Here is a 16,787-nt window from a genome sequence, read left to right on the forward strand (position 1 = left end):
TCGAGGTAGAAAGGAGTCGTAACATGAATAGTACAAAGTTCAGAGTGACGGCCATTTTGATGGCTGCGATTCTGGCTGCGGCACCGCAAGTGGAAGCTGCTGCATCTAAGACGGAGACATCGCAAATCGCGAAGTCGGCCGCGCAGAAAAATGCAAATTTGGCCTGGAGCGTGAAGCTGGGCAGCAACGTCACGGCGAAGCTCGACCATGCCGACGTATGGCAGCAAAACGGGTCGCATGCGGCGGTATTTACCCTGACTTATAAAAATGGGGGCAAGAGCGCGGCGCGCCTGGTATCTTATTTTCCCAAGGTGGTCCTTCCCGGCGGTTCCGTGAGCGCGGCCAATCCCATTTCCAAGGACCTGGCCAAGAAGAAGGTAGAGCCCGGGCAAAGCGTGAGCGTCACCTACTATGCAAAGACCGACAGCAGCTCTTTGGCCGGCATGAAGCTGGTCATGGACGTATGGAATCCGCAGGTCAAAGGCTACCTGCAGCGCGTCGGAACGTACAGAATGCCCGCCAATTATTCCGCTGCCGTCCCAACGGGCTCAAGCACCAAGCTGAAGCTGGGCGGAACGCCGGTTACCGTACAGGCGGAATCGCTGGAGATCATCAAGTACGACGGCAAAGTCATCGCCAAAGTCGGGATGTATATGACCAACCATGGCGGCAAGGTATGGAACGATCGGGGATTCGAGCCGCATTTGGTAACGGCAAGCGGCAATTCGTTCCCTCTGCGTCATGAGGCGGAGGCGGAGGGGGTGCCTGTCCAGCCGAAAGAAAAGAAACTGGTTTACTACATAACGGAAGTTCCCTCTTACCTGAAGACGGCCGGCCTGCGTTTCTTATGGACCGAAAACGATGACACGCTGAAGCTGTCCCTGCCTGTCGCCTCATTCAAGCTGCCGGCGGCAACAGCTCCGAAGTGGGACGTCAAGGCGGGCGAAGCCAAGAAATTGACCATCCGGGGGATTCCGGTCGATGCCAGAATCCGCCAGTCTTCGCTGCGTGCCTCCGGCGGACAGGGCATATGGACCATCGAGATGGCCTTCAAGAACAAAGGAAAAAAATCGGTGGAGGTTCCGGCCTACGAGTTCGCGATTAAAGCGTCCGAAGGCTCCTTCCATCCTTATACGCCGGACGGCAAAACGGGTTTGACGCTCCGCCCCGGGGAAGAGAAAACGATGGTGATGGAGATCACGCTTCCGCTTGATCTCAAGCAGGACCGGCTGAAGCTGCAAATGATCGGGGCATCAGGCACGGCCGGCGCATCCAAACCGCCCGCGAATCCGGGTGAGTCGGGCAGCGAGCCGACCTCCGAGGTTCAGGAGCCGTTGACCCTGCCGATTGCATACTTTGCCATCCCATACCAAACGGAACGCAAGTCATCCATCGGCGTGGAATACGGCGCGCAGTCGGCCAAAGGATTTGCGTATACGCTGGAATCCATCCAGCGCCTGCCGTGGCAGGACCAGGACCTGATCGTGGCGAAGCTGCGGCTGCGGAATACCCAGGAATCCAAATCGCTGCCGCTGCCTGAGCTTAAAGCGAACGTCACGGCGGATGAAAAAACAGGCTTGGCCGGCCCGGAGGTCATCGCCGAGGAGCAGGGCTCCCTGATTGCGCCGGGGGCATCAACCGAGGTGTACGTCATGGCGCGGATCCCGTATACGAAGGATATCCGTTCGCTCCGTTTCGAGCTGTTTACGCAGCAGGAGGCGGTCAAAACGTCGTTCCTGACCATGACCACGTCCGGGATGATGCAATCGATCGGCGTTCTAGAGAAAGGGAAGCCCTATACGGTCACGGCTGCGGGTAAACGTGCGGAGGCACAAGAACGGCGGACGGTCATCTATGAAGGAGCAGACTCCGACATCGTCTATTCGGAGTTCGTGCTGACCAGCAATGAACAGCGCCGCGTTCAAGCCGCAGTGCTGAAGGGGTACTTCCAAAGCACGGACGGCAGGATTTATGAAGCGGAGACCATTCAGCCGGAAGCGGCCCTTCAGCCGGGATCCAGGCAGTCGATCGTCTTTTGGGCCCGAGTGCCGAAAGGGGCTGCCAGCGAATTGGGCCTGGCCCTCGGCACGGCGATGTCCGGAGGCAAGCTTGCGGAAACGGGCAAGGACGCTACGGGTGTACTGGGCGTGAAAAAATTGATGCTGAATCCGGCCAGACCTGCGGCAAGCTCCGGCCTGACGCAGCTCGATTGGTATCCTTACAGCGTTTCGGTCACGAAAGCGGCTGGACATTTACAGGAGGGCAGTTCCACCATATCGCTTAATGCCACGTTGGATGTGAAACGAAGCGAGAGCATTGCGGCCGCGGATTCCGGCCGCAAGCTGATACTCATCATCAAGGACAGCCTCGGACAAACACAGGAGCGGACGCTTACGCCAGGCACCGATATCCAAGTGCCGGGCACCCGGTCGATATCGATGGAGCTGACGGACGAGCAGTACAAAAAGCTCCGCGGCGGCTGGTTTAACTTGACCCTTGTGGACGAATTCCAGAACGAGCGGATTACGCTGGGCAGCCAGAGCTACAACCTGACGTTCCAGCCCCTTCTGGACCCGAACGAGGAGAGATAGACTAAGAACCGGAAAGGAATAGCGAACATGCTGCGTTTGGAAAATGTATCGCACAGCTTTAAGAACGGCAACGAAGTGTTAAAGGTGCTTCATAACATCCAGTTCGAAGTCCAGAAGGGCGAGATGATTGCGCTGCTCGGCAGCTCCGGATCGGGCAAGTCCACGCTGCTCAACCTGATGGCCGGGCTGATGAAACCGACCGAAGGCCATATTTATATTGCGGATCAGGATATCGTCAAATACGGGGAAAACAAGCTTGCCGTTTTTCGGCGCAAGCATATCGGATTTATTTTTCAGGCTTACGAATTGATTCCGACACTTACGGTCCGGGAGAACGTTGAGCTTCCGCTTGTTTTTCAATCCGTTTCTCCGTCCAAGCGCCGCAAGAAAGCGATGGAGCTTCTGGAGATGACGGGGATCGGCGATAAGGCTTCGCTGTACCCGTCCCAGCTGTCCGGCGGACAGCAGCAGCGCGTCAGTATTGCCCGCTCGTTAATTACCGAGCCTTCCGTCATTTTTGCGGACGAGCCGACGGGCAACCTGGACACCAAAACGGAAGAGGAAATTATCCGAATCATGATGTCGCTGAACGAGTCCATGAAAACGACGTTTGTCATCGTTACCCATGAGATGGAAGTCGCCGCCCAAATGAAAAAAACGATTATGCTCCGAGACGGTTATTTGGTTCAGCCGGAGAACTACGCGACTTCCACGGGAGGGCAGCGGGGGCCGAGCGCCCCTTCGCCCCTGTCCGGGGTTCCGGTTCATTCGGAGGAGGCAGGTGAGGTCAGCTGAGATTTTTAGACAGCATACGGCTGGCATGGGGACAGATCAAACGCCGTAAAGTGGTAACGGCCCTGTGCATGACCGGCATCTCGATCGGATGTGCGGCTATTATCGTAGCGATCAGCATTGGCAACGGCGCCCAGAGTTATTTGGAGACGGAAATCATAGGCGGCATGAAACTTGACGAAATTACGGTGACTCCGCAGAGCACGGGCGGGCCCGGGGAAGGCGGCGGCCAATCGGCGGGAGGAGAACGGGGATTGCTTACGGATGATAAGGTTCAGGTCATTCAGGGCTTCAATCACGTCAAATCCGTTGTAGCCACCAAGCAGCTCGGTTATTTCCGGACCATATCGTCCGACAACCTGATCCATGAAGGCATCAACGTCGTGGCCGTGGACCTGTCCAAGCTTAAAGAGCAGGGGAACCGGTTCAAGGAAGGCGGCCCGCTGGAGCAGATCGGTGCCGTGGTACTGAATTACGGAGCGACAACCGGATGGAAGGACGCGGAGACGAGCGAAAGATTGAACAATATGATGAATTCCGATCCCAACAATCCGCAGCTATGGGAAGAGTTCCAGAAGTATGAGAGCACCGTTTCGGAAATGATCGGAAAGAACGTTCAGCTGGAGCAGATGGACAACGACAAGAAATTGCTCAGCCCGCAGCTCTACGTCGGGGGCGTGCTGGATGTGCCCAAGGGGCGGGATGCCCAGTTTGCATTCTATGACCGTCAGGCCTACATATCCTTTGACACGGCAGATTGGCTGACGGACAGCTTGAATCTGCAAAAAGGGCCAGCTTCGAAACAGCGGATTTACGATAATCTAACGGTCAAAGTGGAGGATCTGCAATATATTAAACCGCTCGAGGACCTGATCTCCAAGCTTGCGCTGAATGCGAGCGACAATCTGGCCATGCGGGATCAGGTTGCTTCCCAATTGGATACCTTCAAGGCGATCGCTCTCGGCGTAGGCGTATTTATCCTGTTGCTGGCCTCGATTTCGATCATCGTCGCCATGACGATGTCGACGCATCAGCGCCGCCGGCAAATCGGCATCATGAAGGTTCTGGGAGCGAATATGCCGCAAATCCGGAACATGTTCATCGTGGAAGCCAGCCTGCTTGGTTTGCTTGGCGGCTTGCTCGGCATCGTATTCGCGTATTTGATCATCAAAGGGCTGAATTCATTCATCATGGCTTCGGCAGGCATGTCGGGACTGCAAATCGCCGTGACGGCGGAGACGCTGCCGATCGGCATTGCCTTCGCCGTAATGACGGGCATCTTCTCGGGGATTTACCCGGCGATCAGCGCAGCAAGAACGAATGCGCTGCTGGCCATCAAGCGGGATTAGGATCATGAGTTTCGGAAAGGAAGCTAAATCGGTATGATAAAAAAAATCATAAAATGGACGGTTATCGCTGCTGTGCTGGGTCTGGTGGGGTATTGGGGATATGGGCAGGTGAAACCCAAGGAACCTGAGATTCCCATGATGGAAGAGCCGCAGGTCATCTCATTCCCCGTAACCGAGGAAACGATTCTATCGACCGTGCAGGTCAAGGGAACGTCCGAATACGGAAAGGAAACGAACGTATACGCGCCTTTTGAGGCGAAGGTGGAGTCCTGGAACGTCGAGAACGGCCAGCAGATCAAAAAAGGCGACGCCCTTTTCAAATTGGAGCAAAAGGCGATTCGCCAGCAGCTCCAGCAGAAGGAGGCGGAGCTGCAGAAGCGGAAGCTGGAGCAGGAGCTGAAGGAGTTTACGCTGAATCAGGATCTCGACAACGCGCCTGTAGGCGCAACGGAGGCGGAGCGCCTGAAAATGCTGGCAGACCAGGAAAATGCGCGGCTGAGCAGTCAGCTGGACGAGGTGAACAACGATATTGAACGTCAGACGCTTGCCGATTTGAACGACAGGCTGAGGCAATCGACATACGTATCTCCGGCAGCAGGCCTGTTCCTGTTCGACCCGACCCAGCAGCGGCCGCAATCGGTGACGGCCAACCAGTATATCGGCAAAATCGTCGACCTGGATTCCCTGCGGTTAGTGGCATACGTCGGGGAAAACGACATCTTCAGCATTCAGCCGGACATGGCGGTAGAGGTCAAGCTGCCGTCCATCAAGGATTTGAAGCTAAAGGGCAAGGTGCTGGAAGTGGCCAAATTCGCCGAGGCGACGGCTCAGGAGAAGCAGACGTCCCAGACGCCGCAGTTCAAGGTCATCATCTCGCTGCCGAAGAATGATCGCTTGATCGGCGGATTGACGCTGAACGGAGAGATCGTGACCAAACGGAAGAACAAGGCGGTTGTGGTTCCCAAGCTGGCCGTCATGACGGAGGGAGATAGCTCTTATGTCATGGTGGACAAGGGAGGCGGCCAGATCGAGCGGCAGGATATTGAGACGGGGATGCAGACGCTTGATAAAATCGAGGTTTTGTCAGGGCTGAAAGCGGGAGATACCGTCGTTCTTCAGTAAACATGGATGTACGAAAGCAGCGTTCCTCCAAAGGCACATGGCCGGGGGGCGCTGTTTTTTTACATCAAGTTCCATTACAGCATGTGTCGCCACAGGAAAGGTAGCCCGGTGGATTTCAAAAATACATGGAGACAATGATGTAAACTCATTGGTAATTAATGGGGTTCATTTTACCGTGAGCTAATGGTTTAACGGCAGGAAACGAATCGATTATTCAACAAAAATATGGAATTTTATCCATCAAAATTAATGAAAACGCTTCATATAAAGCGCTTTCAGAAGAAAACTCGTGAATTTACGAGAAAGATGTGGTTTAATGGACAAGGAAACAGGATTTTCGGGTTTTTTGTAGTAAACTTAAATGTCAGGTTTGCGTTAACGGAATACTAGATCTTTGTAAACCGGGTAAACCGCATCATGCTAACGAAAAGGGAGATTTTGAAATGCATGTTCGTTCCTTTCAGTTGAGTGACTGTAACCCCGTAACCGAGCTATTACAGATTGCTTTATCGGAAGAATGCTACGAAAACACGATGGAGCCTTTCTCCAGGCAGCTCGCTTGGGACTCCGATCTGATTATGGTGGCAGAAGAAAACGGTGAAATCGTTGGTGCCTTAATCGGTACGATCGAACGCAATCATGGTTGTTATTACCGCATCGCCATTCATCCCGACTATCGCAGGAAAGGGATTGGCAAAGCCTTGATATCAGCGATGGAACAGCGTTTTCAATCACGGAAAGTCAGTCGGATCATGGTAGCCGGAGATGAGCACAACGCCGCAGCCATGCCATTTTATGAAGCCATGGGATACGGTGCCAGCCAAATCCTGCGGTCGTTCCAGAAGCTCAGTATCCTTGGTCAATAGTTGCAGCGACTACAGCGGTACATACGAGCAGCGCAAAACGGCGGCCTTAAGCTTCGACAGAGATAAGAAACGACATTTTTTCGATATGAAGCATATCTTTCAGCCGTTGCAAATGGGTGGGAGATATGCTTTTCTATTAATGTACCTGTTTTTGAAGGTGCCGCCCTCGATGCTCGAAGGTGAAATCGAAGTAAAGTAGGTGTAGCATGGGACAAGTGATTCCTCCGGATTCAACTGAGCATGGCGAGAACAACGGGCCTCAGAATCAACCGGTCAAGAAGAACGGCTGGGCCGCCGAGCTGTGGGATTGGGTAAAGACGATTGCGATTGCATTTGTTATTATGGTGCTTCTAAATATGTTTGTGTTTAACCTGTCTATGGTTAAGGGCGAATCCATGCAGCCGACGCTGGTGGCATCGGAGCGGCTCTTTATTAATAAAGTGGTCTATCGCTTTTCGGAACCGAGCCACGGCGACGTCATTGTGCTTAAGGATCCGAGCGACGGACCGGACAAGAAGGAGTTTCTTGTTAAGCGTGTCGTCGGCGTACCCGGGGATACCATTGAGGTAAAGGATCAGAAGCTGTACGTGAACGGCGTGGCCCAAGAGGAAGGGTATACCGATGTCCCGATCGAGGATCCTGGCTTCGAGCCCGTTACCCTGGAAGAGGGAAGGTATTTTGTTATGGGGGATAACCGCCACCTCGGAAAGAGCAAGGACAGCCGCATGTTCGGCAGCGTGAAGGAAAGCGACATCGTGGGCAGGGCCGAATTTATTTTCTGGCCGTTGTCCGAGATCAAAAAGCTGTAGCTTAAGACAGAACATCATCCCAGAAAAGGAGGCGCTGGAGAATGACCTACACACTCGGCTCGTACGCTCCTCCGCCTTCGGTATGGGAGGAGCTCAAGCAGGAGCTAAAAGCCGTTGCACCCGAGCTCGGCATAGATGATATCGGCTTCGCCTCGGCGGAGCCGTTCCAATCCCTGAAGGGGATTTTGCAATCCCATCGGGATAAGGGTTATGAGTCCGGGTTCGAGGAGTCGGATCTGGATAAGCGGGTGACTCCCGCACTCCCCGACACCGAGCCGAAGTCCCTGATCGCCATCGCGATAACGTACCACTCCAAGATGGAGAACCCGCCGAAATCGGAGCCTGGCAAGTACAGGGGCATCATGGCGCGATCCGCTTGGGGAAGGGATTATCACCATGTGCTCCGGGAGGCGATGAGCCGCCTGGAGGCGTACATCAAGGAACGCGTGCCGGATGCAAAGCTTGAAAGCATGGTGGACACCGGCGCGCTTGTCGACCGGGCCGTCTCGCAGCGTGCCGGCATCGGTTTCAGTGCCAAGAACTGCGCCATCATCTCTCCGAAGTTCGGCTCCTGGATATTCCTTGGCGAAATGGTGACCAATATCCCGTTTCCGCCGGATTCGCCGGTAACCGAGGATTGCGGGGAGTGCACCAAATGCATCGATGCATGCCCAACCGGCGCCCTTGTCGGTCCCGGGCAGCTGAATGCCCAGCGCTGCGTTTCTTTTCTGACCCAGACCAAAGGATTTCTGGACGAAGAAGCCATGCGCAAGATCGGCAACCGGCTGTATGGATGCGATACCTGTCAAATTGTTTGTCCGAAGAACCGGGGCAAGAGCTGGACTCATCAAGAGGACTTCAAGCCCGATCCTGAAAAAGCCAAGCCGCTGCTCCTGCCCATTCTGGATATGAGCAACCGGGAATTCAAGGAGGCCTTCGGAGATACGTCCGCCGCTTGGCGCGGCCGTAAGCCGATTCAGCGCAATGCCGTCATCGCGCTCGGCAATTTTAAAGATATTTCAGCCGTACCGAAGCTGAGCGAAGTACTGCTGAAGGACCCGCGCCCGGAGCTGCGGGGAACCGCTGCATGGGCTCTGGGCCGTATTGGAGGCGAAGAAGCGTTGAACAACTTAGAAAAAAGCATGAAATCAGAAGGGGATTCCCGAGTACGAGATATGCTGCAGCAAGCCTTGAATAAACTAAAGCCTGAACCGGCTGGAAATGAAGCGCCTGCCGAAGCGCAAGCCGCGGCCGAAGTTTCATCCGCCGGGGTTTCGGGTTCCTCTAATGGGGGCAATCCGGAGCAGGAGGGTCCTGTCATTCAGGGGGTCGAGCCGATGGCCATCCCTGAAGGAGGGCCGGAAATGCTGTATTATGATGAAGTTCAATCTCCGATCGGACCGTTGACGGTCTGCGCCACGGAGAAGGGCCTTTGTCTCATTGAATTTGGCAGCTTCTATGTGAAGGAAGCGGTCATCCAGCAGTGGTCGCGGACTTGGGCCGGCAACGGCGGCTACCAACGGGACGAGGCCAGACTAGCCCCTGCGATCACGCAGTTGAAGCAGTACTTTGCCGGAGAACTGAAGGCTTTCGACGTACAGCTGGACATGCGCGGAACCTCATTCCAACTGCAGGTATGGGAAGCGCTGAAATCCATTCCCTATGGAACGGTTTGCTCCTATAAGGATGTAGCCGAATCCATCGGGCGTCCGAAAGCGGTTCGAGCCGTGGGCGGAGCGAACAATAAGAACCCCGTTCCGATCATCGTGCCGTGCCACCGGGTGGTAGGAGCCGACGGAGCGTTGATCGGCTATGCCGGCGGCCCGGAAATCAAACGCACCTTGTTGACGATCGAAGGAGCCATGCCGGACCGTAAAGGGTCGTAGTTGACCAAGGCGTAATCATCGGAACTGCCTGCTGCGGAACATCCGTTATTTTCATTTGCTGTGACGAAAAGGACATGCTATGATAGGTTCGTGTATGCGCCATGAAATGGCAGATATTAGTAGAAGGTGGTCAAGTGATGGATATTGTCATTCCGATTATTACATTGATCGTGGGTCTGGTCGGCGGATTCTTCATCGGCGTATTCTATCTGCGCAAGCAATTGGAGAAGATGCAGAACGATCCGCAAATGCTGCAGAAGATGGCAAAACAAATGGGGTATAACATGAACAGCAAGCAGATGCAGCGTGCACAGCAAATGATGAAAAATCAGCCTATGCCGGGCAAAGGGCAAGGCCGCAAACGCAAATCATAATGCAAGAAAGCCCGCTCCCGTCTAAATGGAACGACGGAGGGGCATTTCTATTTAAAAAGACCGCTAACAGCGGCTATAAGTTAACCGTTTGCTTTTTTTTGGAACGGAAAGGGGGATTGTACTGTGGCGGGCGTAAAGGACTATGTGAACCATAAAGTAGGCCAAAACCGGGAGCAGATCGAGTACCATGTAGAGCAAATATTGAAGCTGATCGGTGAAGATCCCAAGCGTGAGGGTCTGCTTGAGACACCGGCCCGCGTGACGCGGATGTACGAAGAGATCTTTGCGGGATATGAAGTCGATCCCAAGGACGTTCTCGGGGTTACCTTCGACGAGAATCACGAGGAACTGGTCATTGTGAAGGATATCGTGTACTACAGCCAGTGTGAGCACCATATGGCGCCGTTCTTCGGCAAAGTCCATATCGGATATGTCCCGAGCGGCAAAATCGCCGGCTTGAGCAAGCTGGCGCGCTTGGTAGAGGCGGTAACTCGCCGTCTTCAGGTGCAGGAGCGCATCACCTCGCAAATCGCCGATATTATGGTGGAGGCGCTGCAGCCTAACGGCGTTATGGTCGTGGTGGAAGGCGAGCATCTGTGCATGTGCGCACGCGGCGTGAAGAAGCCGGGCAGCAAGACGGTAACGTCGGCTGTACGCGGTACGTTCCAGAGCGATTCCGCGCAGCGCTCGGAGTTTCTGTCCTTGATTAAAGACTAAGCTGAATTTTCATGATATCAAAAAGGCTTCGCCCACGGAGGCGAAGCCTTTTTTTGATTATCCCTGTGACGATATGAAGCCATCTGATCATCTAGGACAAGCAAGGAAAGATCAAGATGCGCCATCGACTTGTTTCATATATTGCACATACTGGACGAGGGCGCTTTTTTGCTCCTCGATCTCCCGGATTCGACGGGATATCTCCATGAAAAAGACTTCGATCTGATCCCTCAGCACATTAGCCGATTGTCCCTTCCAATCCTGAAGGCGGGCATACATGACCCGTGCCTCTTGTTCGTCGGACCGAAGGGCTGCAAGCAGCCCCGTCAGCTCGCGTTCGGCTTGAAGCAAATCATCAAGCTCCAGCAGAATCTCTCGACTCATCCCCATTCCTCCCGGTGGTTGCTAATAGATGTTTAACCGCTGTTATCTGTACGTTCAAACAGATCCGCCTTAAATTTAATGTACTGCACGATGTCGGTGGTATGCTGCAGATGCCACTGACTCATCGACATGATGGATGTATCCAGCTGCTGGACGATCGGCTGCAGACGCCGGCTGTGGCTGGAGAACATGTATTTGGAGAGACGCTGCCGGATTCCCTGCATTTCGGCATCGCTCTGATGGGCATGCGCTCGCCATTTCTCGGCTACGTTTCGCAGCTCGGCAGGGGTAACCTGGATGGTACCGGAGGAGCCTCCTGCGGAGCCGGCCAGGGCTCCCATCGAGCCGCCCAAACCTAGACCTAAGCCCAAGTTGCTCAACGGCCCGCCAAGACCAAACAAGAGACCGCTATGGGAAGGAATTCTGGGCGAATCCACGGATTTACCGGTAGCACCGTCATACAGACGGTTCGAAATGTAACCATTCTCGAATTGATAGCGGTCCAACTGGTGATAGTTGGGGCCTCCCAGCGTATTATCGATTTTTTCTTTGATGCTGAGCCCGTCATTGGCATCCTTGTAACTGGAGTCTATGTAATAGGTAGAGCCGACGTGACCGTCGTAACCTCCGAGCGCGCCGCTGGCAATAATGTCGCCGGGATGGGCGAAATTAATGATCTGGGAGTCGAATTCCCCATTCTCGGCTTTTCTTCTGGCTTCAGGGGAGAGGCTCCCGATGACGGACGGGGCGCTGAAGGTGACTGCCGACATGCCCGTATAAGCTGCAGCATATTGCGCGTTGGCTCCGCCCAGCGAATGACCGGTAAGGGAAAAATCAACGCCCTTGTACTTCTCCTTCATTTCCAGCGCGTAATCCTCAGCTTGATACAACTGATTGGTGCCCAAGATATCCGTTTTCTTATCGATTTTCCTCGATTGTTCGCCGAACCAATCCGTGACATCGTTAATGCCCGTCACTTCTTTGACTTTGTCTACATGGTCGGCCCAAGGAGCCCGGAACTCCGGGATTTTTCGTTTGATCTCTTCAATGCCAATATCCGCATCGGCCAGATAATCGGGGAGAGCATGGGATAAATCTTTGCCTGCTTCGGTGCCGCGGTATGCGATAACGGCCTGGTTCGTTTCCTTGTTGTAGAAAGTTACCGCGTCAAAACCGGATATGCTGTTGCTCTTATAGTCCTCAAGAACCTCCCATCCCGGCAGGTCCTCAACGGTATCTTCTTTTTTCAGATCGAGGTAAGCCGCTTCCGACATAAGTCGGTATGTCTCGTCATCCACTTGCGGTGAACTCAAATATATTCCCTCCTTAACGTGATCTTTCAGGTTCAGAGCCTATGGTTGCTGCAAAGAGAAACATAGGTCCGTCACTCGCCCTTAATAGCTTTTCTAAGCTCCGGGTTCATCACGAAATTGGACGTTTCGCCTGTGTTGAAATCTACGGATATTTTAAAGGTTTGTTCAGGATGATCCACGACATACCCTTCGAGGTTGACCTTGTCCGCTACGATCGAAGGCATCATCTCTTCTTTGGTAATCTCTACATCCAAATTGTATTTTTCCTTAAAATACTGAACGGCCGTGGTTTTCGCCTTTGTTATAACCTCGTCCGAGCTGCCGTTTGCAGTGGCTTCGTTTTGATTATGGTTCACGGGCTGGCATCCTCCAACAATTAGAATAATGAATACAAAAGCAAAAATGAAAATACGCGATTTGAACCTACTGTTCACACTGACCCATCCCTTCAGTCGTGATGTCCTGCTCCCACAGGCACGCCGGATCTTTCGGTTGTTGCCTTAGACCAATGCTGAGGCTGCGTACCAAGCTTACTGTCATATCATAATCCAGCATATGGTAGCGTTCAACCGAATAAATAACCAGATATGTGGTAAAAAAGACCTAACAATAAGGTTGGGTTACTCCTTAGCTTGAATAATCCTGTTCAATTCCGGGCTCATGACCAAGTGCCCCTCTGAACAGGGAAGCCCTCCCTAAACCCCATAAAGGAAGTAAGGAGGGCTATAGACTTCATACCCAATATTAACCAATGCGAAGCAGCTAATGCCGACTGAGAATTAAAACGGTTTCCATTTCAGCTTGCTGGCATGCTTGAAACGCTCCGCAACTTCCGGCCAGTAGACCACGTTCCACCAATCGTTGATGTAATCCTTGCGTTTATTTTGATGTTTAAGGTAATATGCATGCTCCCATACATCCAGGGCGAGGAGAGGGACGACGTCCCACTGGGAGAGATTTTGATGTTTCTCGGCCTGCAAAATTTCAAGCCGATGGCTGCGCGGGCTCCAGACGAGGATCGCCCAGCCGCCGCCTTCCACTTTGTCTGCTGCTTCGGTAAAATGCTTCTTGAATCGATCGAAGCTTCCGAAATCCTTCTTGATCTGCTGTGCAAGCTCTCCGCCCGGTTCGCCGCCGCCCCGCGGGTTCATGATGTTCCAGAAGATCGTATGCAGATAGTGGCCGGCACCGTGGAACGCAAGCTCGCGTTCCCAATGCTTCACGAGCTCGAAATCGCCGCTTTTACGGGCCTCCTCCAATTTCTTCTCCGCCTTGTTCAGGCCGTCGACGTAGCTTTGGTGATGGATGTCGTGGTGAATCCGCATGGTTTTCTCGTCGATATAAGGCTCGAGCGCATTAAAAGCGTAAGGCAGTGGAGGGAGGCGGTGTCCGCCAATCGGCACAGCTTTGCCGCCGCTGTCTCCCATGCCTTGAATGGACAGCTCGGCTTCGGGAGTAGACGGCGGAGGAGACGTGGCCTCGTGCAGCGTCATCGACTGCAGCGGCATATCCACATCCATGAATCTCTCCAGCGCTCCGGCGGCGTTCAGTGTTTCGAGTGCATTCAGGAAATATTCGGACTCCCGAATCACATGGTGCAGGACCGTACCGGCAAGCGGTACTTTCTGAACGGCTTCACTGTTCTCTTTTAAGCTGTGCAGCTGGCGAATGAACTCCCTGGACTGCTCGCAGGAAGCGCGCAAGAGCTGCTCGACCTGGGCCAGCATTTGAGGCGTGGGAGAAGCATTATAACTTAGAATATGGCGCAGAAGTTCGTCTGCCGCCTTCTCCGTGTCGGAGAACACGACGGCCCATTGATCCAGCATCTTGACGTAGACCGGCTCCAGATCGGGCACCACGGCTTTGATCAGCGCGAGGTGTTTTCTTTCCTGATGCTTCCAAAAGCGAATTTCCTCCAGTAATCGCACCGGGAGCTTCGCTCCATAATGAAATAACATGTCCGTTCCCTCCAGTATCAGGTTCACTAAACACACTATATTCATTTGGCGGCCTGTATTATGAAGGAAAAATAAAAAACCCCCGCTGCATCAGGCAGCAGGGGAGTAGAATCGTATACTGAAAGGCACGGTCTCTTCGCTATATAAACAACTGATGAAAACCTCAGGGTTCGTCCGGCGTTTCGAGTTTGCCGAGGAAGGTCGATACTTTGCGCAGATATTCCCTAGGGTGCTCGCGGAAGATAAGCTCATGATGGGCATCCTCTACAATCCAGGAATCGGAATCCGCATGCGTCTGGTTGGAAGCAATTTTCTCGGCGATCGGGTAAGGGGCCTTATCGTCCTTCGTTCCGTGGATGAACAAGGTCGGGAACGGGTAATCGTGCTTCTTCACCTCATTGTACGGAATCTGGTCCAGACTTGTGCCGTTAAGCACAGGGAAGAGCAGCTCCAGAATCTCCAGCGAAGGATGACGGGGGAGATCAATCTGGTTGTGGATATTGTGGTAAAGCGTGTCCGGCTCCAATAAAAAGGCGCTGTCCAGAATCATGGCATCCACGTCCTTGGTCTCAAGCCCTGCCTGCAGCGCGGTGCCGGCCCCCATGGAGAACCCCCAGACGACAATTTGCTTCGCGCCGCGTTGCTTCACATGCTCAATGGCTCCAAGAAGCTGGCGTTTCTCCTCCTTGCCCCCGGTCGCCACTTCCTTGCTGGTCTGGGAGGCAAAACCGTAATCAAACATGAGCACATTGAAATTCATATTGTGCGCGTAGTGGGCGATATCGTACATCGGTACCCAGGTTTCCTCCCGGTTAGCGCCGTAACCATGGCTGAGCACGATGGTTTTCGAGGAATTCTCGGCCGGGATATACCATCCATTGATATTTCGTTTCCCGTCAATCGAGTGGAACGTGACGTTCTCGTAATTCATATCTTTCGCAAGCTTGGGATTGGAATAGAGCGGAGCCACCGTCGGATTCGACAAAACCCAAGCGATATAGGCATGAAGCGCAATAAAACAGAAAATGAGGAAAAAAACGACAGATAATAACAGCGCTAATATAATATGCTTTAGACGGACCAAGCCCGTGGACAGCTCGGTCGGCGCGTCATTCAATTGGGAGAGTGGGGCATTACTACCAGTCGTAGTGCTCATAAGTGGCCCCTCCTTACCATATAGTCTGAGTGCGTTTCGTGAACATGAAAAAGTTGAAATTATAATAATCGTATGCCCGGATGCCTATAAAGTCAATGCAAAACCATAGATTGTAAGACAACTGTAAAGTCCCTGTCCCCATGGTTTACTTTTGAGAAAAATTCTCATATAATTCTTGTAACCAGGTTTCATACAATGAAACAGGAGAGGAGCTGATCGGGATGGAAGACCGCAAATTGACGGTACGCGCCGTAGAGCGAGCCCTTGATATCTTGATGTGTTTTACGAAGGATGGCGAACTTGCTCTCACGGAGATTTCTTCCCTTATCGGATTACATAAAAGCACCGTCCATCGGCTGCTAACAACGCTGGAAGACAAAGGATTCGTTGTGCGGAACAAAGAGACGGAGAAATACCGGCTCGGCTTAAAAATATGGGAGCTGTCGATGCACCTGTCCCAAAGCGATGACCCTGCCATTCGCCTTCAGCCGGCGATGGAGGCCTTGCGGGATCGGCTTGGGGAAACGGTAAGTCTGTATTTAAGGGACGGTTCGGATCGCCTTCGGATTCAAGCGGTTCAGAGCAACCAGGGGATCCGGCGGGTCGCCCAGGTCGGCGTGCGGCTGCCGCTCTCGGTGGGCGCGTCCAGCAAGGTTCTTGTGGCCTTTGCGCCTGAGGCGGACCAGGAGGAGCTGCTGAATGCGCCGGATTGGCCGGAGGCGGTCGATAAGAACGCGTACCGGCAGCAGCTGGCGGAAATACTGGAGAACGGTTACGCGATCAGCATCGAAGAGCGCGAACCTGGAGCGGCTGCCGTATCCGTGCCGATCTTCGACCGCAGCGGCCGCGTCGCCGCCGCGTTGTCGATGTCCGGGCCTGTAACCCGCCTGTCGGCCGAAACGCTTCGCGAGCATGCGCCAATCCTGATGGAAGCGGCACGGGAAATGGGAATGATGATTTAATTTATTCTATTGCCGGGTCAGAGACAGCATCACTATAAGTTATTGAATGACCGGGAGGCTGCATGTGATACAGCCGTCCGGCATAACAAACCGTCCAAGCGCTGTCCGTCTTCAGAGAAGGCTCGCCCATAAACGCTATTTCTTATAGGATAGAAAAGGACCGTCCCCCATGATCTTGGTGATCGCGGGGACGGTCCTTTTGCCGCTGCAGCTCAGTATGTAACACGTAAGCGCAACTTAGGTCAGCTTCACGTTCTTTTCCTTCATTTTCTGGTTAAGGATCTCTTGAAAGGTGAGGGCTTTATCCGTCGTGTCCTCCTTCTTAGGCGCTGCTACCGGCTGCGGCCGTTGGTATTGATATTGGAACGAAGCCATCGTATGTATTTTGATCATAGGTACTTTCCTCCTGGGCATGGATTTCCGAAAATGTTTTTTACCAATTAACCTTCTTGGCATCATTCGAAACGGAATATCCAATATTCAGGAAAGAAGTACCGAAAAATAACAA

16 protein-coding genes are annotated in these 16,787 nt (G+C 53.3%); 10 read left to right on the forward strand and 6 right to left on the reverse strand.

Annotation, left to right across the window (positions count from 1 at the left end; translation table 11 throughout):
- The first annotated feature begins 23 nt into the window (after positions 1-23).
- The 9 genes from GYMC10_RS04240 to folE all read left to right on the forward strand — a co-directional run bounded on the left by GYMC10_RS04240 (position 24) and on the right by folE (position 10,506).
- Positions 24-2,591, forward strand: coding sequence for a hypothetical protein (locus GYMC10_RS04240; protein WP_012819015.1), 2,568 nt, complete (start codon positions 24-26; stop codon positions 2,589-2,591).
- A 27-nt stretch (positions 2,592-2,618) separates the two neighbouring features.
- Positions 2,619-3,386, forward strand: coding sequence for an ABC transporter ATP-binding protein (locus GYMC10_RS04245; protein ID WP_012819016.1), 768 nt, complete (start codon positions 2,619-2,621; stop codon positions 3,384-3,386).
- A gap of 68 nt (positions 3,387-3,454) precedes the next feature.
- A complete protein-coding gene (locus tag GYMC10_RS04250; protein WP_251501773.1) occupies positions 3,455-4,732 on the forward strand; it encodes an ABC transporter permease in 1,278 nt (425 codons plus the stop codon).
- 33 nt (positions 4,733-4,765) lie between these two features.
- The gene (locus tag GYMC10_RS04255) at positions 4,766-5,854 is read left to right on the forward strand and encodes an efflux RND transporter periplasmic adaptor subunit (protein WP_009594868.1); all 1,089 of its coding nucleotides are present in this window, start codon (positions 4,766-4,768) and stop codon (positions 5,852-5,854) included.
- Between the two features lie 443 nt (positions 5,855-6,297).
- The gene (locus GYMC10_RS04260; RefSeq protein WP_012819018.1) at positions 6,298-6,720 is read left to right on the forward strand and encodes a GNAT family N-acetyltransferase; all 423 of its coding nucleotides are present in this window, start codon (positions 6,298-6,300) and stop codon (positions 6,718-6,720) included.
- A 206-nt stretch (positions 6,721-6,926) separates the two neighbouring features.
- Positions 6,927-7,529 carry a signal peptidase I gene (gene lepB / locus GYMC10_RS04270; protein WP_012819019.1) on the forward strand — a complete coding sequence of 201 codons (603 nt, stop codon included), beginning with the start codon at positions 6,927-6,929 and terminating at the stop codon, positions 7,527-7,529.
- 41 nt (positions 7,530-7,570) lie between these two features.
- Entirely contained in the window at positions 7,571-9,415 is a 1,845-nt protein-coding gene (queG, locus tag GYMC10_RS04275) for a tRNA epoxyqueuosine(34) reductase QueG (RefSeq protein ID WP_012819020.1), read from the forward strand.
- A 137-nt stretch (positions 9,416-9,552) separates the two neighbouring features.
- Entirely contained in the window at positions 9,553-9,789 is a 237-nt protein-coding gene (locus GYMC10_RS04280) for a YneF family protein (RefSeq protein WP_009594912.1), read from the forward strand.
- Positions 9,790-9,912: 123 nt separating this feature from the next.
- Positions 9,913-10,506, forward strand: a complete 594-nt coding sequence (gene folE, locus GYMC10_RS04285; protein ID WP_012819021.1) for a GTP cyclohydrolase I FolE — start codon at positions 9,913-9,915, stop codon at positions 10,504-10,506.
- 111 nt (positions 10,507-10,617) lie between these two features.
- Here the strand turns inward: folE and GYMC10_RS04290 are convergent, their stop codons facing one another.
- The 5 genes from GYMC10_RS04290 to GYMC10_RS04310 form a co-directional block, all read right to left on the reverse strand.
- Entirely contained in the window at positions 10,618-10,890 is a 273-nt protein-coding gene (locus tag GYMC10_RS04290) for a hypothetical protein (RefSeq protein ID WP_012819022.1), read from the reverse strand.
- Between the two features lie 32 nt (positions 10,891-10,922).
- The gene (locus GYMC10_RS04295; protein WP_012819023.1) at positions 10,923-12,203 is read right to left on the reverse strand and encodes a lipase family protein; all 1,281 of its coding nucleotides are present in this window, start codon (positions 12,201-12,203) and stop codon (positions 10,923-10,925) included.
- Between the two features lie 71 nt (positions 12,204-12,274).
- The gene (locus GYMC10_RS04300; RefSeq protein WP_012819024.1) at positions 12,275-12,559 is read right to left on the reverse strand and encodes a hypothetical protein; all 285 of its coding nucleotides are present in this window, start codon (positions 12,557-12,559) and stop codon (positions 12,275-12,277) included.
- A gap of 423 nt (positions 12,560-12,982) precedes the next feature.
- Positions 12,983-14,161: a Fe-Mn family superoxide dismutase gene (locus tag GYMC10_RS04305; protein ID WP_012819025.1), complete on the reverse strand. Its 1,179-nt coding sequence runs from the start codon at positions 14,159-14,161 to the stop codon at positions 12,983-12,985.
- A gap of 163 nt (positions 14,162-14,324) precedes the next feature.
- On the reverse strand, positions 14,325-15,317 hold the full coding sequence (locus tag GYMC10_RS04310) for an alpha/beta fold hydrolase (protein WP_012819026.1): 993 nt from the start codon (positions 15,315-15,317) through the stop codon (positions 14,325-14,327).
- 221 nt (positions 15,318-15,538) lie between these two features.
- Between GYMC10_RS04310 and GYMC10_RS04315 the strand changes: the two genes are divergently transcribed.
- Positions 15,539-16,279, forward strand: coding sequence for an IclR family transcriptional regulator (locus GYMC10_RS04315; RefSeq protein ID WP_009591105.1), 741 nt, complete (start codon positions 15,539-15,541; stop codon positions 16,277-16,279).
- Positions 16,280-16,516: 237 nt separating this feature from the next.
- Here GYMC10_RS04315 and GYMC10_RS32445 read toward each other — a convergent pair whose 3' ends face one another.
- Positions 16,517-16,672 carry a hypothetical protein gene (locus tag GYMC10_RS32445; protein ID WP_012819027.1) on the reverse strand — a complete coding sequence of 52 codons (156 nt, stop codon included), beginning with the start codon at positions 16,670-16,672 and terminating at the stop codon, positions 16,517-16,519.
- Positions 16,673-16,787 lie beyond the last annotated feature (115 nt).

Source organism: Paenibacillus sp. Y412MC10, assembly GCF_000024685.1.
GTDB classification, from domain to species: Bacteria; Bacillota; Bacilli; order Paenibacillales; family Paenibacillaceae; genus Paenibacillus_AQ; species Paenibacillus_AQ lautus_A.